This window comes from uncultured Algoriphagus sp. (assembly GCF_963974365.1).
Taxonomy (GTDB): domain Bacteria; phylum Bacteroidota; class Bacteroidia; order Cytophagales; family Cyclobacteriaceae; genus Algoriphagus.
Genome location: NZ_CAXBBX010000008.1, coordinates 218,506 through 243,462, shown reverse-complemented (window position 1 = coordinate 243,462; position 24,957 = coordinate 218,506). Strand labels below are relative to the sequence as shown.

Here is a 24,957-nt window from a genome sequence, read left to right as displayed (position 1 = left end):
CATGCAAAAACCATTCATCGTCGGTATCACGGGAGGATCAGCTTCAGGGAAAACACTTTTTTTAGAGCGATTGCTAAGTTCTTTCGAGGATGGTGAGGTTTGTCTGATCTCTCAGGATAATTACTACAAGCCAAGAGAGATGCAGCCGATCGATGATCATGGAGTTCATAATTTTGACCGGCCGGAAAGTATAGATTTTGAAGAGTATGCCGCTGATATCCGTAAAATTCAGGCGGGAGAAACGGTTTACAGAGAGGAATACACTTTTAATAACGCAGCTAAAAAGCCAAAAATGTTAACTTTTTCTTCTGCTCCTGTGGTAGTTGTAGAAGGAATTTTTGTGTTGTATTACCCAGAATTGGCTAGTCTTCTAGACTTAAAAGTTTTTATAGATGCCAAAGATCACATCAAGCTAAAGCGAAGAATCATTCGTGATAAAGTGGAACGAGGATATGATTTGGATGATGTTCTTTATAGGTATGAGCAGCATGTGATGCCAACTTACGAGAAATACATCAAGCCATTTATGAACGATGCGGATCTGATCGTGCCTAATAATCATAATTTCGATAAAGCACTCGAGGTAATCCGCACCTACTTACGAGTTAGGACATCTTAATTCTTCTGATAATCCTCTGGTTTACACCATTTTGTTCTGAATTCACTATCCAAAATCAGAAATTCTGAGATGAGAAATGGTCAATTTAAATAATTGGCTATATTTGCGCCGCATGAAAGCAACTAAACGAAATAGCAACTTATTCCAACAGCGCATTACGGTGATGCTGGCTTTGCTGTTCTGTTTGTTTATTTCAAGCGTAGAATATGTTCCTGAGAATGTTGCAGTAGCTAAAGTCGAAAAACAAGACAAAGCTTCTTCAAATGATCAGGATCAAACATTTTTAAATGTGGCAGTGGATGCCGTTGTACCATTTGTGGTTCATGTATCCCACAGTTTACTTTACCTAATCCAGGATATTGTAAGATTTGATGGCGGCACATTCATCACCGAGTCCACCTCAGTTTTTCAACCAAATCAGCTCGTAGAAATACTTTTTGAGCGAATAATATCCACCAAAGGACCCTGATTCCAAGTACTTCCCGAATCATCCAATCGCTTACCTTTTTATAGGTTAAGCCATAAATCTGTATTTACAATCAATTAATAATTTCAATTTCTCATGCAAAACAAAGGTGTCATTGTGTTTTTGACAGTGATCGTTACAGCATTATGCTTGTACTATCTGTCATTCACATTTGTATCAAACAATATCCAAAAAGGGGCTCAGGAATATGCGACTGACGCATCTGGCAACGTGGATTTTTCGAAAAGACAAAGCTATCTGGATTCTATCTGGAGAGCTCCGGTTTACAGCTTTTTGGGAGCTGATTATACCTTCCAAGAGGTAAAGGAAACTGAACTTGGATTAGGTCTAGACCTTCAAGGCGGTATGCACGTGACTTTGGCAGTTTCTCCAGTAGAAATCGTAAAAGGACTTGCTGGTAATCCAAAAGATGTAGCTTTCAACAATGCAGTAGAAGAAGCTCGTGAAGAAGCTAAAACCTCTACTTCAAAGTATGTGGACTTGTTTTATGCTGCTTGGCAGAAAAATAGCCCTAATAAAAAGTTGAGCGGAATATTCGCAACAGCTGCGAATAGAGGTAGAATCTCTTTGGAATCTTCAGATTCTGAAATCCTTGACATCATCGACAACGAAATTGAGAACGCCATCGAGCGTTCATTCAATATCCTTAGAACACGTATCGATAGATTCGGTACTTCTCAACCAAACATTCAGAGAATCCAAGGTTCTGGCCGTATTCAGATAGAATTACCAGGTGTAGATAATCAGGAAAGAGTTAGAAACTTACTTCAAGGAGTAGCGAAACTACAGTTCTGGGAAGTAGCTGAGTCAAATGAAATTGGTGGTGCTTTAGAAGCTGTAAACAGTGCTTGGGTAGCTGCGAATGCATCTACAGAGCCAGCTGAAGCTGATACGGTATCTACAGAGAATCTTTCTGAGGAAGATTCTTTGAGAAACGCCCTAGAAAAGCAATTGGCTGAAATCGATCCTACAAGAGCAGGTGACAACTCTATTTCTCCCTTGTTCAGCTTGCTAAAGCCTAATTATGGTTTGGCATACGAACTGAAGGATACGATGGCGATCAACCGTATTTTGAAAAATGAGGATTACAAAGCCTTATTGCCTAGAGACATCAAATTGCTTTGGGCTGTTAAGCCTTTCGATGCTGAAGATGGAACTGAAGCTTTGGAGCTATTTGCAATCAAAACTGAAAGAGGAACTGACGAAGCGCCGCTTGAAGGTGACGTAGTGACTGATGCCCGTCAGGCTTTGGATCAAACTTCCAGACCTGCAGTATCCATGCAGATGAATGCTGATGGAGCTAGAAAATGGAGAAAATTAACCTCCGAGAATATCGGTAGAAGAATCGCTGTAGTACTGGATGACTATGTCTACACTGCTCCAGTAGTAAACGGTGAAATTCCATCAGGACAATCTGAGATCTCCGGTAATTTCACGCTACAAGAGGCGCAAGATTTGGCAAACATCCTGAAATCAGGTTCTCTTCCAGCGCCTACGCAAATCGTAGAAGAAAGCATCATCGGTCCAACCTTGGGTAGAGAAGCTTTGAATCAAGGATTGATCTCCATGGTTGCTGGTCTCGCTATTGTTGTGCTTTTCATGGTAGCCTATTATGCTAAAGGTGGCTTCGTTGCCATTGCAGCGTTGGTATTCAACATCTTCTTCATCCTAGGAATTCTAGCACAATTAGGAACGGCACTGACCTTGCCAGGTATAGCCGGTATTGTCTTGACTATAGGTATGTCCATTGATGCGAACGTATTGATTTTTGAGCGTATCAAAGAAGAGCTTCGCAATGGAGTAGGCCTATTGGCAGCGATCAATGCTGGTTACAGCAAGGCATTCTCTGCCATTCTCGATTCAAACGTAACTACCTTCCTGACAGGTGCTATTCTTTATGCACTAGGCCAAGGACCGGTAAAAGGCTTTGCAATTGTGTTGATGATCGGTATTGCTTCCTCCTTCTTCTCTGCTGTATTTATCACTAGAGTGATTGTATCATGGATGAGTAAGAAAGGTGATAAGAGCTCTATCAGCTTTGCAACGCCATTTGCTAAAAACGCATTGAGTGGATTGAATTTTGATTTCTTAGGCAAAAGAAAAGTTGCTTACTTGATCTCTTCAGCCATCATCGTTGTTGGTCTTGGTATCGCTGCAGTCAATGGATTGAAATTTGGAGTGGATTTCACAGGAGGTCGTTCTTACATCGTAGAGTTCAATGATGCAATTCCTGCTTCAGATTTGAAATCTGGTTTGGACAGAGAGTTTGACGGATCTGTGGAAGTGAAAACTTACGGTTCAAACAACGTATTGAAAGTGACAACTTCCTATTTGGTAAACGAAGATGATGCAGAATCTAACCTAGAAGTTGAAAGCAAAGTAAAAGAAGGAATCGCGTCTGTTACAGGCTTGGCCTTTACTGATGACGCTACTACTTTAGCTTCTGGACAGTTTGCAATCACAGGTTCTTCGAAAGTGGGAGCTACGGTGGCAGATGATATCAAAGCATCTTCTGCTGAAGCAATGATTGTAGCACTGATTGCGATCTTCTTATACATCTTGCTAAGATTCCGCAAGTGGCAGTTCTCCTTGGCATCTATCATTGCCTTGATTCACGATACACTATTTGTGATTGCAGCCTTTGCGATTGCTAGTGCATTTGGAGCTACCTTCGAGATCGATCAGGTATTTATCGCTGCCGTATTGACTGTAATTGGTTATTCTATTAACGATACCGTGATTGTATTTGACCGTATTCGTGAGAATATCGAAACTAGGGGCACCAATAAATTGGTGAAGGTATTCAATGACGCCATCAACCAGACGTTGGGTCGTACCTTGATCACTTCATTTACTACATTGATCGTAGTGATTGTATTACTGGTATTTGGTGGTGAAGTACTGAGAGGATTCTCTTTTGCGTTATTTATTGGTGTATTGGTAGGTACGTATTCTTCGATTTACATCGCTACTCCGATTGTAGTTGATTTGATGAAAAGAGAAATTGATAATGAGAATGCTACTAAAGAGGCCAAAAAGCTTGCTTAAGTATTCAAAATCCAATTTTATAAGGAGCGGGTGTAATACTCGCTCCTTTTTTTTGTCTTGACTTATATAATATGCTTATCTTTTGGGGAATAAATTCTACAGTTTAGTTACATCCAAAATTTAAAAATACTTTTCTATGAAAATTTCTAAAGAAGACTTTGAAAGCATGAAAGCCAAATATGACAAGGAAGTCAAAAAAGGCAAACCTGCCAAAGGAGCAAAAGGCAAAGATAAAGACAACCAATTAAATTGGGTCTTTATTAACCGAGCTACGCTAGAGGGATTATTAGCCAAAGCGGATGAAAATCCAACAGTAGGCGGAATTCAATTTTTTGTGACAGAATACACTGAGGATACTGCCAAGAAAGTTCATCCTAATCAAGCTGCAGCCTATGAAGGTCAACTCACCTTGGTGATGCGCGCTGCCAATCTCAAAGATAATCAGTTGATTTTTTTGGATGATGATACTGGAGGCTTTGAAGGAGGAGGTATGGAGTGTCCTTACTTATGTGAACCAGAACCTGACGGTAACTAAAACAAATAATGGTTAGCCAAATATTACAAGCTATTTTCCATTGGTTTACGTTCAGCACCAATTTGCTTTTGATCATAGGCGTGATATTTTTTATTAAACTACCAAAAAAAAAGAGGGTCAATACTAAGTATTGGCTCCCCTTTTTGATTTTAACATTCACGGTTATTTGTGAAGATTTCGGAATTTATACGAATTTCAATTTTGAATTTAAAAAAGCAGTGAATGCCTATCTGGGAAACACCGAATACCCCAAATTTAACCTTTGGTTTTTTAATATTGCTAGAAGGCAAATTGGCGTAATTCTTTATTTAGTATTGATTCAGTACTGGCTCCAGCCTGCACATAAAAAGTACATTAACTGGATGATTTATGGTTTTATAATACTAGCTGTTATCCTTCAGGTTTCAGGTATTGAACCCTTATATTTTAATCAGCCGATTATATCTGCCATTGGAGCTAATGTTATTTTGATTGGAAGTGGATTGTATTTTATCGAAATGATAACTCATGATCAATATTTGGAGAGCAATCCATTGAGGCTAGTGTCTTTTTGGCAGATGACAATCTTAATGTTCACCTTTTCATTGAATTACATTTCTTCGGTAGCCTTAATGTATCTTTATATTGTCAATCCTGTTTTAGGCAAGGCTTTACAAGAAATTTCCTATGGTATGTGGCTCTGTACCTTAGGAGTCCTAATCATGACTATTTCCTCACCATTTTTGCCTGGATTATTTGAAAAAGAGCCATCATATGGAACCAACTGAAGATCATATATATGTAATAATTTTTGCGACATTATTTCTAGCAGGAATGATGTCCACCTTTGTTATTTCCATGGTATTTATCCACAGACAGCGGCAGGCGCAAAACCGCCAAAAAATGGATCAGATCAAATCCGAACATGAGAAGACTTTGCTGAATATTGAGAATGAAATCCAGCAGGAGACGCTCACTCATATCGGAAGAGAGCTTCATGATAACATTGGACAATTACTTTCTCTTGCGAAGTTGAACTTTGGGTCTATCAAACCTGAAAAAATAGCCGAAGGAAGGGATATACTCGGTCAGGCAATTCAGGAAGTACGTGGACTGTCTAAGCAATTGAATCTGGATTGGGTGGAATCCATCAATATCAATGAATTCATCGAACAGCAATTAACTAGAATAAAAACTACAGGGTATTGTGAAACATCCCTGGAAGCCGAATTTGATCTTATCGAATTGCCCAAAGATCAAAAGCTTGTATTAATTCGAGTAATTCAAGAGTCTCTAAATAATGCAATCAAGCATGCTTCTCCTGATAAAATCCTAATCAAGCTCCATGAAAATGGGAAAGGCAAGCAAATTTTCATCAAAGATGATGGGAGAGGATTTGACTCTACTCAGCAAGCAAGTGGAAGTGGGATGTTCAACCTAAAGAAGAGAATGGAGACAATTGGAGGAGAATTTAATCTGACTTCGGCAGTCGGAAAAGGAACAGAAATCACTTTAACCTTGCCAAATTAGAATTTAGGGTATAATTTGAAGCTTTAATCTCCCCAAAATATAAATCTCCCTAACTCATGATCAGGATTGCCCTGGCCGATGACCATAAATTATTTGCAAAAGGAATAGAAGGAATTCTTGAGGAAGAACACGACCTGCTTGTTGTCGGTGTCTTTCCAAATGGCAAGGAGCTCTGTGACTACCTTGCAGACAATGAGGTCGATGTAGTACTTACTGATCTCAATATGCCAATCATGGATGGCTTTGGCGTATTGGATTATTGCAAAGAAAACTTCTCCCGCCTCAAGGTAATTGTGCTCTCCATGTACGATGAGGAGAAGATTTATAAAAAATGCATCGATCAGAGAGCTGATGCCTTTATCCTAAAAGATGCTGATCCGGATGAGTTAATTTTTACCATTCGTGAAGTTTTTGAAGGTCGCCACGTGCTGAATTTTGACCGGGTAAAAAAACAAGCCCTTCAAGGCGCATATTTTGATGCATTTCGCTCACGCTATAAACTTTCGCGTCGCGAAACAGAAATAATTCATCTGATCAAAGACGGAATTCAAAATAAGGAAATTGCTAAAATGCTCAATTTGAGCAAGCAAACTATAGAGACCCATCGCAAAAACATCCACTTGAAGCTGCAGGTAAGCTCCAGAATCGAGCTAGTCAACAAGGCTCACGAAATGAATATTTAATCATGAGTAATTCTATTAAAACTGCTATCGTAGGCTTCGGCTCTGTAGCTGAAAAAATGCACGCACCACTTATTGATGTGTGCCCTGATCTCGAATTGGTCGCTTCCGTGGAGCGACGTACCAATCGCTGTGAAGAACTATACTCAGGAGTGACTACCTATAGGAGTCTAAAAGAATTGCTTGATGCTGATGTTGCGGATTTGATAGTCATCACCACTCCTAATGAATATCATTTTCCGATGGCTATTCAGTGTCTGAATGCCGGTAAGCATGTCGTCGTAGACAAACCCGTGACGATTTTTTCTCACGAAGCCGAGGAGCTACATAAATTAGCTGAGGAGAAAGGATTAATTTGCTCTGTATTTCATAACCGCCGCTTCGATGGGGATTTCATGACCTTGCAGAAGTTAGTTCGAGAAGGAGATCTTGGCGATTTGGTTTATTTGGAATCACATTTTGATCGCTTTCGCCCTGAAGTATCTGAAAATTGGAGAGAAAAAGAAGTCCCTGGCAATGGAATCACATTCGACCTGGGCTCACATCTGATAGATCAGGTTGTATTACTATTTGGGCTTCCAAATTGGATTCAAGCAGATATTCGCAAGCAACGCACTGGCGCGGTAGCTGATGATTACTTTGATATTATTTTGGATTATGGGTCGCTGAAGGCTAAGGTGACTGCAGGGGCTCTGGTGAATGTCCCTACGCCTAAGTTTTTACTTTTAGGGAAAAATGGCTCCTATCAAAAGTTCGGTTTGGACGTGCAAGAGGCAGAATTTAAGCTAGGTAAAAAACCGGAAGGACCTGACTGGGGTGTGGAAACTGAGGAAAAGTGGGGGAAAGTTTTCCTCAGTGAGGAAACAAAAGCTTACGAAACAATCCCGGGAGATTATAGAATTCTTTACCAAAATGTAGCTGATGCTATTTCAAAAGGTACAACCCTTGCCATCACAATTCCGCAGACAATCAGCGTTTTGAAGATCATAGAGGCATCTTTTGAAAGTGCTAAGTCTGGAAATAGGATCTCAAAAGAAGAAGGAGGTTGGTAATGGATTCAAGTCTGGCTCTTTTTTAGGGTAAGACTAGGAAATATTTCTACCAACATGAAAAAAGTAATCTTAGTAGCATTTGTACTAGTAGCATTTATCTCAATTTCTCAAGCACAAGTATCCGTCGGTATCAATTTCCAGACTTCAGATACGTTTATCACCGTAGGCTCTGACCCTGACAATGAATTTTTTGGTGAAGCCAGATTAGGCATAGGGCATGATATAGGGCTAGAATTGATGGGGGGCTATAATTTCGTAAGAAAAAGCGAAGTCAATGCCTACGTAGGTGCAGGATTGGGCTTATTGGGAGATCATCACCACAAGCATCATGACGATCACAATGATATTTATGTGGCTATTCCCGTAGGCGTATTGATCACTCCATTTAATACAAAGAATTTAGGCTTTTTGATAGAAGCTGCACCAGTCATTGCCAATCACAACGACACTTATCTCAGAGGAGGAATTGGAGTAAAATATACCTTTAGATAAAAAAATAAAACCACCAACAACCAAAAAAGGTCAACTCATTGCTGGGTTGACCTTTTCAGTTTTAGAGAAGTCTTACTTGTTGTTTAGGAAAAAAGAGACACCGAGATTGATTGCAGATGCGTTGAGACCAATGTGAAAGCCATTTGAATTTACTTCCGATTTTTGGTTTTCTATTTCCCTATTCTCTCCTTCATGGATAAAACTTAACAAGTTTGATGATAGCTCGATTGCCATCCATTTTTTCGGAAAATAAGAAAGGCCGATGTTAAGATTACTTTCGAATTTATTGAATTTTTGCTCTGTCTCTTCCTGAGTTCCGGATGTATTCCCTGCGAAATGCTTCTCGTTAATCTTGCCGATACCAGCATCCAATTCGCCAAATGCTGAAAACCTTTCACTAAATGGAACATATTTTCGGACAAAAAAACCCACGATAAAGGAATTATTTTTATCCAAATATTCAAAGCCTGTTGTGGCTCCGTCTGAAATTTGAATTCTATCTGAAGTTGCTTTATAAGAATAGATTTGAAGGTAGGTGCCAATGACTAAACTATTATTTAAAGTATATCCTATCTGAGGGTTGAAAGTGAATTGATTGATTTGAATATCGTTTGTAGTAACTACCGAAGGATCATAAATTCTGGATTCCGAATCGTTTTTGTTATGGTTGTAGTTTACTCTTCCTCCCAAAAAAACACTACCCTTTTCGATTTGGGCATTTGCTGCAAAAGTGAAGAGTTGAAATACGAGTAAGCCAAGTACGAATTTTTTCATTGGTAAAGGATTTAGTTTAGGTTTCAGAGTTACACGATATCTATAGTTTTTTAGTTACAGCATATTCTTCCCAACCTTTAAGACTTTCATTTTTCTACGGGGATTCATTCATTTTCCCTATTTTTGCGCCTATGGCAAAAACAGCAACTCCTGCGGAAAACGCGCAATTGAAAGATATTATTTCCCATGCCAAAGAGTATGGATTTGTTTACCCTAGTTCTGAGATCTACGACGGCCTTCAGGCTGTTTATGATTATGGAGCTTATGGCGTAGAGTTGAAAAACAACCTGAAGCGCCTGTGGTGGGAGACTATGACACGGGTTCAGGATAATATTGTAGGGATCGATGCAGCGATTTTTATGCATCCTACCACCTGGAAGGCTTCCGGTCACGTGGATAGCTTTAACGATCCTATGATTGATAACAAGGACTCTAAGAAGCGCTACCGTGCGGATGTTTTGGTGGAAGAGCATGCTGCAGTTTTCGAAAGAGCTGGCGATATAGAAAAAGCAAATGCACTGACAGGCGCACTGGCAAGATTACTTGAGGCTGAGGATTTAGATGGCGTAAGAGATCTAATCACCAATGAAGGCATCAAATGTCCTATCAGCGGTACGTCCAACTGGACAGATGTTCGTCAGTTCAACCTGATGTTTTCTACTCAGGTAGGTTCTGTGGCTGAAGATTCCACTACAATTTACCTGAGACCAGAAACTGCTCAGGGTATCTTCGTGAACTTCCTGAATGTGCAGAAGACTGCCAGAATGAAAGTTCCTTTCGGGATTGCTCAGATTGGTAAAGCTTTCAGAAATGAAATCGTAGCCCGTCAGTTTATCTTCCGTATGCGTGAGTTTGAGCAAATGGAGATGCAATTCTTCGTGCGTCCTGGCACTGAGCTGGAATGGTACCAGAAATGGGCTGATATGCGTATGAAGTGGCATTTGGCACTTGGAACTCCTGCCGAAAAGTTGAGAAAGCATGATCACGAGAAGTTGGCTCACTATGCTAATGCTGCGATGGATATTGAGTTTGATTTCCCATTTGGCTTCAAAGAAGTAGAAGGAATTCACTCCAGAACTGATTTTGACTTGAAATCACATCAGGAATTCTCCAGAAAGAAGCAGCAGTATTTCGATCCGGAAGTGAATCAGAATTACATTCCTTATGTAATCGAGACTTCTATCGGCGCAGATCGTTTGTTCTTGTTGACCCTTTGCAATGCCTATACTGAAGAAAATACAGAAGAAAAGAGCAGAACTTACCTAAAACTTCATCCAGCTATTGCTCCAGTAAAAGCAGCTGTACTTCCTATTACGAAGAAAGACGGCTTGCCAGAAAAAGGAAAAGAGATCGTAGAACTATTGAAATACGATTTCAATATCATCTACGAAGATGCCGCATCTATAGGAAAGCGCTATGCACGTCAGGATTTGATCGGAACACCATTCTGTATTGCGGTCGATCATCAGACTCTTGAAGATAATACGGTGACGATTCGTCACAGAGATACGACAGAGCAGGAGCGAGTTCCAATCTCTGAACTCCACGGAAGAATCGCTGAAGCTACGAGCTTTAGAAGAGTATTTGAAAAGTTGTAAAAAACGAAAAGGCATAAAAATTCCCCTGAGAAATTTCTCAGGGGAATTTTATTTTTTACAGGCAATTATTATGGTCTAACGGGGCAGCCTGAATAAACAATAGTTTCAAGATCTCCTTTTAATGAATAAGGTCCTTCGTTGATATCTAAAGTCTCTGGATCATCAACCAACTCCTCTCCATCAATTGCTATAACTTTAGCATTTGTCCAAATATTTGCCTTACCATCTTTTGCAGTAGAAGGACCACAATGTGGGACTAATCCCTCAAATGCAAATGTGGTTGGTGATTCAGAAGAACAGCTAACAGGGCCTGTCCAATGAAAAACAGTTCCATTTCCTGTTACTCTATACGTTTTCCCATCAGCACCTGTATATGAACCGTTAGTTGGAATATCAATAGAAATCTGAGGAAAAGTAAAGTCAATAGAAATCTCAGTTTCCGAGCTGTAGCTATAAGCGAAGACTACGTCAACATCTGTAATTCCAATTATTGCATCATAGGAGAATGACTCATCATCACAGCTAGAGCAATCCTCTACAACCACATTAAACTCAATATTTTGAACGCCACCTTGTCCACCAACTTTCCATCTGAAAGTGTATGTTCCTACCGCATATCCAGCAAGGGATCCACTAACTCCTTTAGGTGCTTGAGGTTGTTGAAATACCTGAACCCATTCGCCATTTACAAGTTCTTGGACTTGTACTGTACGGGTACCTGTGAAGCCGGCACCTCCAAAAACGAATGTTATATTCTCTCCTAAACAAACTTTTTCAGTATAGGTCAAATTCAAATTGCCACTTTCAGAGATCTTGGCGTTTTCAAATCCATTTCCAGTAGTATATGGATTCAATTTGAATCCCGCCTGATCTGCCTTTTCCAAAGAATTAGTAAGATCTTCATTTTCGTAGGTAGCCATTTGGCTACAGGCTCCTAGGAGCATTGCTGAGGTCACCAACGCCAGCAATTTTGTGTTAAAAATTTTCATAGAATTTTTAGGGTTTATTTTGACTAAATATATATGTTTTTCAAACACAAAAAAAAGCCGTTAATAAAAATCACATAAAAATAGTATAACCTGTTTCCCTTTTATTTCAATTTTAAGATCTAAAATCCAAGAATAAAGTAATTTTATTCAATTGTACTTCTTGGAATGGACGTAAAAACGTGATTTTCAGCAAATTAACAGGAATTAGAATTGGAGTATAAAGGCATCCCAATAGGACTACTGATCAAAGGAAAAGATATTGACAAGGAAAGCTGAAACTTCTGAACTGAGGTGATAGGCTAATTGTCAGTACTAAAAATCACTTCTTCCCCATCGCTTCATAGATGATATCATGAATATCGGTGCGAATCCCCTCTTTTAGCAACTTGGTATTATTTGCATCAGGATATACACGATTGGAGAGAAAGACATAAATCAAGTTGTTTTTAGGATCAGCCCAAACGCAGGTACCCGTAAACCCAGTATGCCCGAAAGTGGATTTTGGCGCTAGATCACCAGCAGAGCCACCGCTGCCGACTTGGGTATTTGGCTTATCCCAACCCCAGCCTCTACGGCTTTGGCGCGATTGGTTTTTGGTAAATTCTTCGATTGTCTCTGGGCTAATCAAGTTTACATCCCCATAAAACCCTTTATTCAGCATCATCTGCATCATTACTGCCAGATCATTTGCTGTACCAAAAAGACCGGCATGTCCCGCTACTCCGCCGAACATGGCTGCACCTGGATCGTGAACATATCCTTGAACTTGTCTTTTTCTGAAGGTCAGATCATTCTCTGTAGGGGCGATGTTATCAATCGGCATTTTCATCGCTGGATTGAAAGTCATGGTGCTCAGCCCCAAAGGACCATAGAAGTTTTGATCCATAAAGTCTTCCAAAGGCTGGTTTACCACTCGCTCCACGACGGCCTGCATGAGATACATCGTAAGATCTGAGTAGACATAGGCATGTTTGCTCGCTCCTCTTGGGACAGGAGTGACCTTCGATTCTACGGTCCAGTGCCAAATACTGTCACGCAAAGCATCCATTCCATACATGTCATTGGATACAGGACGGGTAAATCCTGTAGCGGCAGCTGTTTTATAGTAATCACCTCTCCAGCTACCAGCTTGCACCGTCCGGGCATAATAGGGAATAAAAGCTACCAACCCAGCCTCATGAGCCATTACGTCGCTAAGAACCATCTTCCCTTTATTCGTTCCTTTAAGCTCTGGTAAGTAGTCTTCCAGCGAATTTTTCATATTTATTTCCCCTCGACTTTCTAGGAACATTACCGCTTGAGTAGTTGCCAAAACCTTTGTAATGGAAGCCAAATCGTAAACTGTTTCTGAATTGACCTTTGGACTATCCTTGTACTCCAATTTCCCATAGGACCTTTCAAAGACAACTTTTCCATCCTTCACCACCAATACATTAGCTCCAGGTGTAGCCTGGATCCTGATCGCCTTTTCAGCGACAGCATCTATTTTATCCAAAATTGAACCATCCAGTCCCACACTCTCTGGGGTGCCGTAAGAAAGTCTATTACTAGGTGCCAAATAACCTCCGACACCATGGGAAAATTGCCCATTTATCGTCACGGGCAAGATACCTTTGGCAGCTCTACCACCAAATAAGACCTGAGGAGCAAGTTCTTGAGTTACGTTATTATTCTCATAGGCAAATACCACGTTGCCAAGGCCCTCCAATTGCTGGGATGCATATGCGTTTCCAAAAAGAACGGTCACTACCTTTTGGCGCTTTTCCAAATCTCTGATTAACTGAACGTCTGCAGGAGCTACGCCAAACTTTCTTTTTGGGCTATTCGTCACACCCATCAACCCGATCACGATCACGTCGTAATCTTCCAGTTTTTTCAGGGTGTTATTGTGCGTAGTTTCATTCGCTGCCTTTTCTATGCTGAAATGATCAAACTTTGCATACTTGCTCAGGTACTTTTGAAATTGCTTGCCTTCATCCCCAATACTTAGGCTTGCAAAACTTTTCAGGTCAAGTTGCTTGAAGGGAAGTAAATCATCCTTGTTTGTCGCCACGGTGAATGCATCTGCATACAAGTCCTCGATGATAGTCTCAGTATCAGGTGTATCCAACCTTTCCACCAGTTTGTGGGTGTTTATGGGCTTATATTTGTTGAGGCCAGCCCAGTATTTTGCCTTCAGTATTTTCTTCACCCTTCGGTCAATTTCCTTTTCCGAAATTCTCCCATCAGCTACCGCTTGTTTTATCAATGCTTTGGCTTTTGGCACATCCTGAGAATAAAGTAAAACATCATTCCCCGCCAATAAGGCCTTCAGATCCACTTCACCGGGAGAATTCGCTATTGCTACTCCTCTCATATTCAAGGCATCTGTGAAGATCAAACCCTGGAAATTCATCCGATTTTGAAGTAAATCAGTCACCACTTTCTTGGAAAGACTGGTTGGAATATTACCAGTATCATCTAGGCTAGGCACATTCAAATGAGCAACCATGACTGACATTAGCTTTTCCTTGAAAAGCTCCTCATACGGGTATAAATCCACATCCCAAATCCGCTGCTCTGGATTTTTGATCACGGGCAAAGAATAATGGCTATCCGCTTCTGTATCTCCATGGCCTGGAAAATGCTTGGCATTGGCAATCACGCCATTGTCCTGAAGCCCCTTCATGTACGATACGGCATGCTGTGCAACTACTTCTTTTTCTCCTCCAAAAGCGCGGTAACCGATTACCGGATTATCAGGATTGGAATTCACATCCACCACCGGCGCAAAGTTGATATGCATTCCCAGCTCTTTGAACTGCCTTGCCATTTCCTTACCCATGGCATACACTAGTTTTTCATCTTGCACAGCACCAAGTGTCATGGCTTTTGGAAAGTCCGGAACCGAATCCAAGCGCATGCTGATTCCCCACTCGGCGTCCATGGCTATGAATAGAGGCGTTTTAGCTTGTGCTTGGTAATAATTGGTAAGACGGGCTTGTCGATCTGGACCACCTTGGAAAAAAATCAAGCCTCCTAAATTTTCTGTTTTAACCAAATTGCTGATCTCATCAACATGCTTTTGGTCCTTGTTGGAATAGGCAGCCACCATAAAAAGCTGTCCTAAACGCTCCTCAAACGTGAGACTGTTAAATACCGAATCCACCCAATTTACCTGGGCCACTGGATCGCCCGTGATCAAGGGATCCTCTATTAATAATGATTCGTCGAGTTTTCCGGAGGAAAAAGTAAGTGCTACACATCCTATTGCGAAAACTCTCCAAAGCTTGCTGCTCATTCCTAGGTAAATTTTTAATCCTTAACTTTTAAAATAAATTTGTACATCGATAGCATCGATTTCCTTATGGCCTTTGCAAACCAACCAAGTTCCGTGGCTACCCCATTTACGAAGTTTGGAACTTATATAGTTGAAGATACTGAAAGATAAGGTAACATTATGCCCTAATTCAGGTTAAAAAGGTCATAAATTTGATATCTGGTCAATATGCCGGAACTTATTCCTCGAATGTACTTTTACTTAACGTGAGGCTCACATATAAATTCTCAACGACATGAAATCGAGCATGGGGAAGCCAACAAACAATTGGAAGAATAAAACCAATGCGAGACTCAATATGACCAGTGAAAACCAACTTATAATCCTATGAAATTCCCTTCAGTATTTCGTACCGCGGCTCCAATGAGATTTGATATCAAACCTAGATATTATGATCCAGTAAAGGAGGAGATCGAGCAGAGAACTTCCCAGATTAGAAAAGATCTGGAAGCTCAGGGACTTTTGGAAAAAGGGGATGGCTCTTCACAGGATATTGGATCTTATGGAGCTGGTATCAGAGGTTCTTTTGCGCAGCACAAAGGCATCAAAGAACGTGGTGGAGTAAACATGTTTGCTTCCACAGCAATGATCAGAACGTTCATTTTTCTTTTACTTCTAGGCTCCATTTTTGGATACGTTTATTTGGGTCCTGTGATATTCGAATACATCGCGTATGTGGCAGTTCTCGTAGGAGCAATTTATTTTTTCTTCAGGCTAAAACCCAAGAAGAAATATGAGTGATATTATCCAACTCCTTCCCGATGCGATCGCTAATCAAATCGCAGCAGGAGAAGTAGTTCAAAGGCCGGCATCTGCACTAAAGGAGCTTCTTGAAAATGCAGTAGATGCCGGTGCTACCCACGTACAGGTGGTGGTAAAAGAATCTGGAAAACAGCTAATCCAAGTAATAGACAACGGAAAAGGCATGTCTGCCACGGATGCGAGGATGAGTTTTGAGCGTCATGCTACCTCTAAAATCCGTAGCTCAAATGACCTTTTTTCGATCAGAACTTTTGGCTTCCGCGGAGAAGCACTGGCTTCCATCGCTGCGGTGGCACAGGTAGAATTAAAGACCCGACAAGCTGAATCTGAACTTGGAACACTCATACAAATCGAAGGTTCTGAAGTGAAAAAGCAAGAGCCTTTTGCAGGAAATGTAGGAACATCAGTTTCTATGAAAAACCTATTTTATAACGTCCCTGCGCGCAGAAATTTCCTGAAATCAAATCCTGTGGAAATGCGCCACATTGTGGATGAATTTCAGCGGGTAGCCCTTTCTTACAATGAAATCGGATTTTCGCTATTTCAGCAAGATCTGGAAGTATATAGCCTCACACCAGGCAAACTCAGTCATCGAATCGTTGGCCTTTTTGGTAAAAACTATCAAGGTCAACTTGTACCATGTGAAGAACTGACCCCACATGTAAATGTGAAAGGTTACATAGGTAAGCCTGAAAATGCGAAGAAAACCCGTGGTGAGCAGTTTTTCTTTGTGAACAATCGCTTCATCAAAAGTAGCTACCTGAATCATGCTGTAAGCTCAGCTTTCGAAGGGTTGTTGCAATCAGATCAGCATCCATTTTATGTGCTTTTCTTAGAAATCGACCCTTCACATATCGATATCAATGTCCATCCGACTAAAACGGAGATCAAGTTTGACGATGAGCGGACGATCTATGCAGTCATTCGATCTGCGGTAAAGCAGGCGCTGGGTGCACATCACGTGGTTCCATCGCTGGACTTTAGCCTCGATGTGAATTTCAATGAAAAATGGGACAATGATCCAGAAAAAAAGGCTCAGGTAGATCGGGAATACAGCTACAAATCTTTCAATACCCCGGAGTTCAAGCAGGCCAGCACTTCAGGATGGGAAAGGCTATTTGAAGGAACTCAACAAGAAGCTAAAGCAATCGACAGATCTACTCAATCCGAAGAAACAGAAATTTTAACTTTTGAAAGCAGAGCTAAACCAGACGAAGCCACTGAATTTATTCCAAGACCGACAAATACCGAGTCAACCGGAACTACTTTTCAGGTAGAGTTAAGCTATATAGTTGCGCAGATGTCCACGGGCTTTCTGATTATTGATCAGCAGACAGCACATGAGCGCATATTATATGAGCGCTATTTGCGTCAGCTGAAACTCGCCCAAGGCACTTCCCAGCAATGTCTTTTTCCGCCTACTGTCAACCTCGGACCTTCAGATTATGCCTTGGTGATGGATATCATGCCTGAGCTCCATAGTTTGGGATTTATGGTATCGGAGTTTGGTAAGGATACCGTGCTGATCCAAGGCGTCCCGGCAGATTTGCCAGTGAAAAATGAAAAGGAGCTTTTCGAAGGGCTTCTGGAGCAATACAAACATTTCAAAAGTGAGCTTTCCCTTGATACCAGAGAAAATCTAGCGCGTTCTTTGGCTCGCAAATCGTCCTTGAAAAAAGGACAAAAACTAAATTCACAAGAAATGGAAACGCTCGTTGGACAGCTTTTTGCCTGCCAAAACCCAAATTATGGACTGGGCGGGAACAAAACCTTCGTGAAATTAGATTTAAGCAGTATTCATTCCTTCTTCGGCAAATAGCATGTTTAGAAATATTACACCGGTAGTAAAAAATCTACTTATTATCAATGTTGGGCTACTTATCGTGTCCAAATTTATCTTTCCCCAATTGAATCAGTGGTTTGCGCTATATTATATCCACAGTCCATATTTTAAGCCTTTCCAGTTTCTGACCTACATGTTTATGCATGCAGATTTCTGGCACTTGTTCGGCAACATGTTTGGATTGTTGATTTTCGGACCCTTGCTAGAGCAGTTTTTGGGGCCAAAGAAGTTGTTGACTCTCTGGATGGTTTGCGGTATTGGCTCGGGTGTGCTTTACTCAGGTTATACTGCTTACCGGATGAATAACCTGGAAGAAAAAGTTGCGATGTTTCAAAGCGATCCAAATCCAGATGCATTTAATAAATTGGTGATAGAAAATAGCGGGTTTTTCAAACGGACGATTTACGATTTTGTAGATGACTACAGCCGTAATCCCGATGATCCAAATAAAATCAGTCAAGCTGAGCAAACCTTAGAAGCAATTCTCGAAGTACAAGGAAATGTGCCAATGGTAGGTGCCTCAGGTGCTTTGTTCGGCGTTTTGATTGCTTTTGCCATGCTTTTCCCCAATACGCAATTATTCTTACTCTTCCCGCCGATTCCTATCAAGGCAAAATATATGGTGCTATTCTACAGCCTTTACACCATATATAACGTATTGGTGAATAATCCGCTGGATAATGTAGCACACTTTGCCCACCTCAGCGGACTTGTGATTGGTGGTGTTTTGATTTACTTCTGGAAAAAAGACAGAAACAGCTTTTATTAATTATGTACGGTAACTTTTGGGATAATCTTCGAAACGCGTTTAAGCACAGCGACAACAGCCTTTTCAAGCTGATTGCCATCAATATCTTGGTGTTTTTTGTTGTGCTTATAGTCGAGGTACCTATGACATGGGGTGGTGCTGAGCTTTTATTCAACAAAGCTCTGAGTAACCTTATGATACCTTCTTCTTTGCCTAAATTAATAACACAACCATGGAGTATTTTCACTTACATGTTCTTGCATGAGAGATTTTTTCATATTCTAGGGAATATGCTTTTTCTTTATTGGTTTGGGCTATTAATTCACCAGTTTTTAGGAAGTAGAAAGTTGGCAAATTTGTATATTCTGGGAGGCTTGTCTGGAGCACTATTATATATCATAATTTATAACCTTTTTCCTTTTTTTAATGATAAAGTAGATGGTGGGTTAATGTTAGGGGCAAGTGCGGGAGTTTTAGCAATAGTGGTTGGAGCTGCTACTTTAAGCCCTAATACGACATTTCATTTACTGCTAATTGGTCCCGTAAAAATTGTTTACATAGCCGCATTTTATGTTATCTATTCGTACGTACAAACAATCGGGCCTAATGCTGGAGGAAATATTGCTCACTTGGGTGGGGCACTTCTTGGCTATTTATATATTATTCAGCTGCGTAATGGAATAGATTGGGGTGTTCCTGTGCAGAAAGTAGGGATCTTTTTTGAGGATCTTTTATCCGGGAGAAAAAACAAGGTAAAAGTCTCCTACCGCAGCAAAGCTAAAACTTCTAATGGAGGCGGATTTTCTTCGTTCAAAAAGACCCCAAAATCCACCCCTGCTCAAGTCAGTTCTGACGAAGCAACTCAGGAGGAAATCGATAAGATATTAGACAAAATCGCTGATCGCGGCTACGAAGCGCTGAATAAGGAAGAGAAGCGGAAGTTGTTTGAGTTTTCGAAAAAGTAGAAAAAGTATCAAGTAGTTAGATACAAGACTTTAGACTGCTGCAACTTGCCCTTTTATCTTGGCTCTCGACTCTAGTGTCTTATATCTAAAGTCTTACGTCTTGATACTTTAAATTACAATGGTAAAGCTAAGCCAACTCTAAATCCCACTTCTCTTGGGTAGGGACTTTGGAAGCGGAATTCTGTACTCAGTCCTATTCCTTCAGTCAGGGCGATATATGCCCCCACGCCTACATTTGCACCTTTTTCATTTCTCTTTGCACCCGCGCCATCTGGCTGAGTGTCTTGCCATGTCTGACTGTATCCTGCCATAAAGTAAAGTTGGGAGGAACCCTCCGAAACATAATAGCGAAGATCAGCACTGAAATTACTCTCTTTTCCTACTTGGGGGAAAACAAAAGTAAAACTCGGCATCAATGCGAATTTATCCACAAAGAAGTATTCAATTCCCGCTCCTGCACCGAAATTCTGATAGCGAAGTCCGTAAGTACCATAGCCATGAAATCTAGCATTTCCCTGCTCCTGAGTTTGGGCAAAAGCAACAAATGAGAGCAAAAACGTGGCACAAAAAATCAGTAAAGCCTTTTTCATAAAATGGGTAGTTAGATTTGAATGAGAAATTAGTTGGCTTTAGGGAAGAAAGCAAATATTACTTCTCCGTCAATTCACCCACTTCATTCTTATTCGCCAATTGTCCACAGGCAGCATCAATGTCCTGACCGCGGGATTTTCTTACTTTGGCAATGATGCCTTGCGATTCCAATACTCTTACATACATATCCACAGCTTCCTGCTTAGCCTGTCGGAATTCTCCCTCGTCGATAGGATTGTACTGGATCAGATTGACTTTAGATGGAATGATTTTACAGAATTTGGCCAATGCCCGGGCATGTCGCTCATCGTCATTGATTCCTTCCCAAATCACATATTCGTAGGTGACTTTGCGTTTGGTCTTTTCATACCAATATTTCAGAGACTCACCCAACTCTTCTACCGGATTGCTATCGTTGATTGGCATGAGTCGAGATCGGGTTTCGTTGATCGCAGAGTGAAGTGAAACAGCCAGATTGAAGCGAACTTCATCATCGGCCAGCTTGCGGATCATTTTGGTGACACCCACAGTGGAAACAGTAATCCTTCTTGGCGCCATTCCCAATCCTTCCGGTGACGTGATTTTATCTATCGCTTCCAGCACATTCGCATAGTTCAGCAGCGGTTCACCCATTCCCATAAAAACAATATTGGTAAGCGGACGCTGGAAGTAGGTTTCTGCCTCATCTTTAATAGCCACCACCTGATCGTAGATTTCATCAGGGTTTAAGTTTCTCATTCTTTTCAATCGTGCAGTCGCACAAAAATTACAATCCAAACTGCAACCCACCTGAGAAGACACACAAGCTGTAATTCGCTTAGTTGTAGGGATCAATACAGACTCCACAATCTTATTGTCATAAAGCTTCACCGCATTCTTGATCGTTCCATCAGAGGAATGCTGCATCAGATCCACAAGAATATGATTGATCTCAAAATTCGCTTTAAGCATTTCCCGAGTGCTGAGGGAGATATTACTCATCTCATCGAAGTTCTTCAAAGACTTATTCCACAGCCATTCATATACCTGCTTAGCACGGAATTTCTTATCCCCCTGCGCCAAGAAGAATTCTTCCAACTGCGCCAGAGATAGCTTACGGATGTCTTTTTTCTGAATTGCTTCCATGATGCAAAGGTAAGGGATTCTGAAGTATCAAGTAGCTAGATGTTAGTATCAAGATTAGAGAGTCAAAATTATAGATCCAAGATTTTAGAATCAAGAATCAAGAGGGTATTCCTTAAAACGAAAACGCTAGGATGATTCCTACATTAATTTAAAATACGGCTCAAAAAAGTCTCAAAATTCACCAAATACGGCTCACTTTACACTAGTTTTGATCCGTATTTTCGTATATTTTGAGCTGAATGAGTTGTTATGAACAAGAATCATCTAATCGTATTGGAATTCATCCAAGGTAATAAACTGGTCTCACGAGCTGAAATTAGTGCTAATTCAGCTTTGGAGGTAAGTGACGCAACTATCAAAAGAATTATTTCTGACTTAGTCAAGGAAAATTGGATTATATCTCTTGGAAAAGGGAAAGCAACAACTTACACATCAGCTCCAAAGTTGGAAATTCTTTTTCCAATTGACTTGGATACTTACTTCTTGGTAGAGCAAGATGTTAGATCAATAAAAGAAAGATTTGACTTCGACATTTTTGAGAAATTATCCCGAACAACACTTTTCACTACGGTAGAGCAAAATCATCTTTCCGACCTCCAACAGAAATTTCAAAGCAAAACATCCGAGTTAACATCCTTGCAATACCAGAAAGAAATGGAGAGGCTTGCTATTGACCTAAGCTGGAAATCTTCTCAAATAGAGGGAAATACCTATTCGCTTCTAGAGACTGAGCAACTTCTAAAAGAAAAGAAGACAGCTTCGGGAAAAACCAAAGATGAAGCTGTCATGCTACTTAATCATAAAGACGCGATTGATTTTCTGTTGGCGCAGCCAGAATATGGAGTTAATCTGTCATTAAAACTCATTGAAGAATTACATAGCCTGTTGGTAAAGGAATTGGGTATTAATAGAAATATCCGAAAACGCAGAGTTGGAATCACCGGGACTAATTACAATCCTCTTGACAATGAATTTGAAATAAAAGAAGCGCTTGAAAAAACATGTGTTCTAGTAAATTCCAGGAAGTCGATTTATGAAAAAGCTTTTCTGACACTAGTTCTAATCTCCTACATACAGCCCTTTGCAGATGGAAATAAGAGAACTTCCCGAATCCTTTCAAACGGAATTTTGATAGCAGAGAATTACTGCCCACTTTCCTTCCGGACGGTCGATCCTCTTGAATATAAGAAAGCTATGCTGGTTTTCTATGAGAAGACTAACATTACGCCCATGAAAAGGCTATTTATTGAGCAGGCTGAGTTTGCTGTAGACACGTATTTCTAATTCAGTAAATGGAACTTCCAGATTAACTTGTCAGAGATTAAACAATTCTCCCCTTCCTTTTTCCTACTTTTGCGGCATGAATTACCTTTCGGTCGAAAACCTCAGCAAAGCGTTCGGTGAGCGCAAGCTTTTTTCCAATATCTCTTTTGGCATTTCCCAAGGTCAAAAAATCGCCCTTGTCGGTATCAATGGTGCAGGCAAATCCACGTTGATGAAAATCATCATGGGCTTGGAGATCCCTGACACAGGTCAGGTGGGAACTAACCAGCAGGTGAAAGTCGCTTATGTGCATCAAAACCCGGTTTTTGAAGGTACGATGAGTATTTATCAGACAATCTTCGATCAAAGTAATTCTGAAGTGCTCAAAGTGATTGAGGATTATCACAAGGCAATGCTGGAAGCGGAGCGTGGTATTGACAACTCAGATAAGATGTCCGTGCTTTTTGAGAAAATGGATGCTTTTCAAGCTTGGGATTTTGAATATCAGGTGAAGGAAGTACTCGGCAAATTGGGGCTTCATGATACCGATCTTCCTGTTGGGACGCTTTCCGGGGGACAGCGAAAGCGGGTTGCTTTGGCGAAAGCAATCCTGGAAAAGCCTGACTTACTTTTACTTGATGAGCCTACCAACCATCTGGATCTGGAAACTATCGAATGGCTGGAAGACTATTTGGCAAAAGCCAATCTTGCACTCTTCATGGTTACTCACGATAGGTACTTCTTAGAGAAAGTAACCAATGAGATCCTAGAACTCGATCAGGGAAAAGTGCATCGCTACTTAGGCAACTATGGCTACTTCTTGGATAAAAAAGAAGAGCGAATGGAGATCGAGGATATAGAACTCGAAAAAGCCAAAAGCCTTTATAAGAAAGAATTGGATTGGATTCGTCGTCAGCCAAAGGCGAGAAGCACCAAAGCAAAATATCGTGTGGATGCGTTCGAAGAGACCAAAGAAAAAGCCTCTCAGAAGCGTGAGGAACGTGATATTCAATTGACCGTGACAACTCAGCGATTGGGTAACAAAATCATTGAGATCGACAAAATAAACAAGTCATTTGGTGAAAAAACCATCGTCAATGACTTTTCTTATACCTTTAAAAAGAAAGACAGAGTTGGAATCGTTGGTCCAAATGGCGCTGGCAAAACTACTTTTTTGAATATGATCACGGGCCAAATGGCTCCTGATTCTGGGAAAGTTTCCATTGGACAAACTACCGCTTTTGGTTACTACAGACAGGAAGAAAGTAGTTTTGATGAGGAAAAACGTCTGATAGATATCGTAAAGGAAGTGGCAGAGGTGGTAACTATCGCCGGAGGATCTGAGATCACGGTTTCACAGTTTTTGACGCAGTTTGGATTTCCTCCTAAGCAACAACATACGCCAATCGCCAAACTCAGCGGTGGGGAGCGTAGAAGATTGCAGCTGCTGATGGTGTTGATCAAGAATCCTAATTTCCTGATTCTAGATGAGCCTACTAATGATTTGGATTTGATGACGCTGAACACGCTTGAGGAGTTTTTGGATACCTTCCCAGGTTGTTTGATCATCGTATCCCACGATAGATATTTCATGGATCGCTTGGTGGAGCATTTGTTTGTATTCGAGGGAGAAGGAGAGATCTCTGATTTCCCTGGGAATTATTCTGAGTTCCGGGAAGTGGAAAAGGACCGAAGTCCGAAGACGGAAGACGGAAGTAAACCAGCACCAAAGAAACAAGAGGAGAAAGTTGAGGCAAAAGAAATTGCTCCGACGAAAGTAAAAGCCAGCTTTAAGCAGAAGAATGAGTTCAAGGAAGTGAATGCTTCCATGGCCAAATTGGAAAAAGAAAAAGCAGAAATCACTGATAAAATAGCCGCAGGAATAGCTGATCATGAAGAACTAATCAAGCAGTCCAATCGAATCGGTGAAATCGATTATGAATTGGAAGAATTGGAATTGACTTGGTTGGAATTGAGTGAGTTGGACGGGATAGAGTAGGTAAAGGCTACGCGTCATTGCGAATGACGCAGGAGTGATGCAATCTTTATCAAAAAATAAAAGAGAAATTTAAATAAGCGAAATGGAAAGTAATCATTCCTATCATTTACTTTTTAAATATGTGCTATTAGGCGCTGGTTTAGTATTAATATCACTGCCTTTGCTCTCACTTCTTTTTCCAAACCTAGTTGAGATAAATGGTAAAACTGGAGCTATGAGTCCTATTTCATCTAGTTTATTTGGAATTATTGGAGTGATTCTGATCGTACTTTTTCTTTCAATAAAGGATAAGTTTGCAGTGGTTGAGATAGGAAATCAAACAATAACGATTAAGCAAAATGGAAAAGTGAATACTTTCCAATGGATGGAGATCGAATCAGTTTCTCAGTTTCAGTTTGTCTTTCCTCCTTTGTATAAACTTACTATCAAAGACAATGAAAAGACAGTTTGGTTTAATACAGAGCCAAACTACACAAGTATTGGAGGTTATTCTACAGACAATAGTGAAATGGGAAATTTGATCAAAAAAAAGAAAAGAGAGTTGAGTCTTTAAATTCTA

At 40.6% G+C, this 24,957-nt stretch carries 22 protein-coding genes; 17 read left to right on the top strand and 5 right to left on the bottom strand.

The genetic code is table 11. From position 1 onward, the window contains the following. The first annotated feature begins 1 nt into the window (after window position 1). The 9 genes from AACZ87_RS12720 to AACZ87_RS12680 all read left to right on the top strand — a co-directional run bounded on the left by AACZ87_RS12720 (window position 2) and on the right by AACZ87_RS12680 (window position 8,422). The gene (locus AACZ87_RS12720) at window positions 2-619 is read left to right on the top strand and encodes a uridine-cytidine kinase (RefSeq protein ID WP_339867672.1); all 618 of its coding nucleotides are present in this window, start codon (window positions 2-4) and stop codon (window positions 617-619) included. Window positions 620-731: 112 nt separating this feature from the next. Further along, window positions 732-1,088 (top strand): hypothetical protein, encoded by a 357-nt coding sequence (locus AACZ87_RS12715; RefSeq protein ID WP_339867670.1) that lies wholly within the window; start codon window positions 732-734, stop codon window positions 1,086-1,088. Window positions 1,089-1,181: 93 nt separating this feature from the next. Beyond that, complete coding sequence (gene secDF / locus AACZ87_RS12710; RefSeq protein ID WP_339867667.1) at window positions 1,182-4,154, top strand: protein translocase subunit SecDF; 2,973 nt, start codon at window positions 1,182-1,184, stop codon at window positions 4,152-4,154. A gap of 136 nt (window positions 4,155-4,290) precedes the next feature. Beyond that, window positions 4,291-4,689 carry a molecular chaperone DnaK gene (locus tag AACZ87_RS12705; protein ID WP_339867666.1) on the top strand — a complete coding sequence of 133 codons (399 nt, stop codon included), beginning with the start codon at window positions 4,291-4,293 and terminating at the stop codon, window positions 4,687-4,689. A 68-nt stretch (window positions 4,690-4,757) separates the two neighbouring features. After that, window positions 4,758-5,456 (top strand): histidine kinase, encoded by a 699-nt coding sequence (locus AACZ87_RS12700; RefSeq protein ID WP_339867664.1) that lies wholly within the window; start codon window positions 4,758-4,760, stop codon window positions 5,454-5,456. Then, window positions 5,443-6,198 (top strand): ATP-binding protein, encoded by a 756-nt coding sequence (locus tag AACZ87_RS12695; protein ID WP_339867662.1) that lies wholly within the window; start codon window positions 5,443-5,445, stop codon window positions 6,196-6,198. Before AACZ87_RS12700 ends, AACZ87_RS12695 begins: the two co-directional genes overlap by 14 nt. A 56-nt stretch (window positions 6,199-6,254) precedes the next feature. Continuing rightward, window positions 6,255-6,881 (top strand): response regulator transcription factor, encoded by a 627-nt coding sequence (locus AACZ87_RS12690; RefSeq protein WP_339867660.1) that lies wholly within the window; start codon window positions 6,255-6,257, stop codon window positions 6,879-6,881. 2 nt (window positions 6,882-6,883) lie between these two features. Then, window positions 6,884-7,930 carry a Gfo/Idh/MocA family oxidoreductase gene (locus tag AACZ87_RS12685; RefSeq protein ID WP_339867658.1) on the top strand — a complete coding sequence of 349 codons (1,047 nt, stop codon included), beginning with the start codon at window positions 6,884-6,886 and terminating at the stop codon, window positions 7,928-7,930. A gap of 54 nt (window positions 7,931-7,984) precedes the next feature. Further along, window positions 7,985-8,422 (top strand): outer membrane insertion C- signal, encoded by a 438-nt coding sequence (locus tag AACZ87_RS12680; protein WP_339867657.1) that lies wholly within the window; start codon window positions 7,985-7,987, stop codon window positions 8,420-8,422. Window positions 8,423-8,494: 72 nt separating this feature from the next. Here AACZ87_RS12680 and AACZ87_RS12675 read toward each other — a convergent pair whose 3' ends face one another. Then, the gene (locus AACZ87_RS12675) at window positions 8,495-9,196 is read right to left on the bottom strand and encodes an outer membrane beta-barrel protein (RefSeq protein ID WP_339867656.1); all 702 of its coding nucleotides are present in this window, start codon (window positions 9,194-9,196) and stop codon (window positions 8,495-8,497) included. A 131-nt stretch (window positions 9,197-9,327) separates the two neighbouring features. Here AACZ87_RS12675 and AACZ87_RS12670 point away from each other — a divergent pair, with 131 nt between their 5' ends. Beyond that, on the top strand, window positions 9,328-10,794 hold the full coding sequence (locus AACZ87_RS12670; RefSeq protein WP_339867655.1) for a glycine--tRNA ligase: 1,467 nt from the start codon (window positions 9,328-9,330) through the stop codon (window positions 10,792-10,794). A gap of 68 nt (window positions 10,795-10,862) precedes the next feature. Here AACZ87_RS12670 and AACZ87_RS12665 read toward each other — a convergent pair whose 3' ends face one another. Continuing rightward, window positions 10,863-11,783, bottom strand: coding sequence for a hypothetical protein (locus AACZ87_RS12665; protein ID WP_339867654.1), 921 nt, complete (start codon window positions 11,781-11,783; stop codon window positions 10,863-10,865). A gap of 319 nt (window positions 11,784-12,102) precedes the next feature. After that, window positions 12,103-15,063: a glycoside hydrolase family 3 N-terminal domain-containing protein gene (locus tag AACZ87_RS12660; protein WP_339867653.1), complete on the bottom strand. Its 2,961-nt coding sequence runs from the start codon at window positions 15,061-15,063 to the stop codon at window positions 12,103-12,105. 366 nt (window positions 15,064-15,429) lie between these two features. On the opposite strand from AACZ87_RS12660, the gene AACZ87_RS12655 reads away from it, so the two are divergent. Genes AACZ87_RS12655 through AACZ87_RS12640 form a run of 4 tightly spaced genes read left to right on the top strand, consistent with a single transcriptional unit; the run spans window position 15,430 to window position 19,420 of the window. Beyond that, a complete protein-coding gene (locus tag AACZ87_RS12655; RefSeq protein WP_339867651.1) occupies window positions 15,430-15,843 on the top strand; it encodes a hypothetical protein in 414 nt (137 codons plus the stop codon). Continuing rightward, window positions 15,836-17,683 carry a DNA mismatch repair endonuclease MutL gene (gene mutL / locus AACZ87_RS12650; protein ID WP_339867650.1) on the top strand — a complete coding sequence of 616 codons (1,848 nt, stop codon included), beginning with the start codon at window positions 15,836-15,838 and terminating at the stop codon, window positions 17,681-17,683. Before AACZ87_RS12655 ends, mutL begins: the two co-directional genes overlap by 8 nt. A gap of 1 nt (window position 17,684) precedes the next feature. Then, window positions 17,685-18,476 (top strand): rhomboid family intramembrane serine protease, encoded by a 792-nt coding sequence (locus AACZ87_RS12645; protein WP_339867648.1) that lies wholly within the window; start codon window positions 17,685-17,687, stop codon window positions 18,474-18,476. Between the two features lie 2 nt (window positions 18,477-18,478). Then, on the top strand, window positions 18,479-19,420 hold the full coding sequence (locus AACZ87_RS12640; RefSeq protein WP_339867646.1) for a rhomboid family intramembrane serine protease: 942 nt from the start codon (window positions 18,479-18,481) through the stop codon (window positions 19,418-19,420). Window positions 19,421-19,533: 113 nt separating this feature from the next. Here AACZ87_RS12640 and AACZ87_RS12635 read toward each other — a convergent pair whose 3' ends face one another. Together AACZ87_RS12635 and rlmN are read right to left on the bottom strand one after the other, a co-directional pair. Then, window positions 19,534-20,010, bottom strand: a complete 477-nt coding sequence (locus tag AACZ87_RS12635; RefSeq protein ID WP_339867644.1) for a hypothetical protein — start codon at window positions 20,008-20,010, stop codon at window positions 19,534-19,536. Window positions 20,011-20,068: 58 nt separating this feature from the next. Then, window positions 20,069-21,136, bottom strand: a complete 1,068-nt coding sequence (gene rlmN / locus AACZ87_RS12630; RefSeq protein ID WP_339867643.1) for a 23S rRNA (adenine(2503)-C(2))-methyltransferase RlmN — start codon at window positions 21,134-21,136, stop codon at window positions 20,069-20,071. A 249-nt stretch (window positions 21,137-21,385) separates the two neighbouring features. Here rlmN and AACZ87_RS12625 point away from each other — a divergent pair, with 249 nt between their 5' ends. From AACZ87_RS12625 to AACZ87_RS12615, 3 genes are all read left to right on the top strand, one after another. Then, a complete protein-coding gene (locus AACZ87_RS12625; protein WP_339867642.1) occupies window positions 21,386-22,420 on the top strand; it encodes a Fic family protein in 1,035 nt (344 codons plus the stop codon). 76 nt (window positions 22,421-22,496) lie between these two features. Then, window positions 22,497-24,398, top strand: a complete 1,902-nt coding sequence (locus tag AACZ87_RS12620) for an ABC-F family ATP-binding cassette domain-containing protein (RefSeq protein ID WP_339867640.1) — start codon at window positions 22,497-22,499, stop codon at window positions 24,396-24,398. 82 nt (window positions 24,399-24,480) lie between these two features. Next, window positions 24,481-24,951, top strand: coding sequence for a hypothetical protein (locus AACZ87_RS12615; protein ID WP_339867639.1), 471 nt, complete (start codon window positions 24,481-24,483; stop codon window positions 24,949-24,951). The last annotated feature ends 6 nt before the right edge of the window (window positions 24,952-24,957 follow it).

Coding starts and splice junctions, on each gene's coding strand:
- AACZ87_RS12720 (WP_339867672.1), top strand. CDS start 2: ATGCAAAAACCATTCATCGTCGGTATCACGGGAGGATCAGCTTCAGGG.
- AACZ87_RS12715 (WP_339867670.1), top strand. CDS start 732: ATGAAAGCAACTAAACGAAATAGCAACTTATTCCAACAGCGCATTACG.
- secDF (WP_339867667.1), top strand. CDS start 1,182: ATGCAAAACAAAGGTGTCATTGTGTTTTTGACAGTGATCGTTACAGCA.
- AACZ87_RS12705 (WP_339867666.1), top strand. CDS start 4,291: ATGAAAATTTCTAAAGAAGACTTTGAAAGCATGAAAGCCAAATATGAC.
- AACZ87_RS12695 (WP_339867662.1), top strand. CDS start 5,443: ATGGAACCAACTGAAGATCATATATATGTAATAATTTTTGCGACATTA.
- AACZ87_RS12690 (WP_339867660.1), top strand. CDS start 6,255: ATGATCAGGATTGCCCTGGCCGATGACCATAAATTATTTGCAAAAGGA.
- AACZ87_RS12685 (WP_339867658.1), top strand. CDS start 6,884: ATGAGTAATTCTATTAAAACTGCTATCGTAGGCTTCGGCTCTGTAGCT.
- AACZ87_RS12680 (WP_339867657.1), top strand. CDS start 7,985: ATGAAAAAAGTAATCTTAGTAGCATTTGTACTAGTAGCATTTATCTCA.
- AACZ87_RS12675 (WP_339867656.1), bottom strand. CDS start 9,196: ATGAAAAAATTCGTACTTGGCTTACTCGTATTTCAACTCTTCACTTTT.
- AACZ87_RS12670 (WP_339867655.1), top strand. CDS start 9,328: ATGGCAAAAACAGCAACTCCTGCGGAAAACGCGCAATTGAAAGATATT.
- AACZ87_RS12665 (WP_339867654.1), bottom strand. CDS start 11,783: ATGAAAATTTTTAACACAAAATTGCTGGCGTTGGTGACCTCAGCAATG.
- AACZ87_RS12660 (WP_339867653.1), bottom strand. CDS start 15,063: ATGAGCAGCAAGCTTTGGAGAGTTTTCGCAATAGGATGTGTAGCACTT.
- AACZ87_RS12655 (WP_339867651.1), top strand. CDS start 15,430: ATGAAATTCCCTTCAGTATTTCGTACCGCGGCTCCAATGAGATTTGAT.
- mutL (WP_339867650.1), top strand. CDS start 15,836: ATGAGTGATATTATCCAACTCCTTCCCGATGCGATCGCTAATCAAATC.
- AACZ87_RS12645 (WP_339867648.1), top strand. CDS start 17,685: ATGTTTAGAAATATTACACCGGTAGTAAAAAATCTACTTATTATCAAT.
- AACZ87_RS12640 (WP_339867646.1), top strand. CDS start 18,479: ATGTACGGTAACTTTTGGGATAATCTTCGAAACGCGTTTAAGCACAGC.
- AACZ87_RS12635 (WP_339867644.1), bottom strand. CDS start 20,010: ATGAAAAAGGCTTTACTGATTTTTTGTGCCACGTTTTTGCTCTCATTT.
- rlmN (WP_339867643.1), bottom strand. CDS start 21,136: ATGGAAGCAATTCAGAAAAAAGACATCCGTAAGCTATCTCTGGCGCAG.
- AACZ87_RS12625 (WP_339867642.1), top strand. CDS start 21,386: ATGAACAAGAATCATCTAATCGTATTGGAATTCATCCAAGGTAATAAA.
- AACZ87_RS12620 (WP_339867640.1), top strand. CDS start 22,497: ATGAATTACCTTTCGGTCGAAAACCTCAGCAAAGCGTTCGGTGAGCGC.
- AACZ87_RS12615 (WP_339867639.1), top strand. CDS start 24,481: ATGGAAAGTAATCATTCCTATCATTTACTTTTTAAATATGTGCTATTA.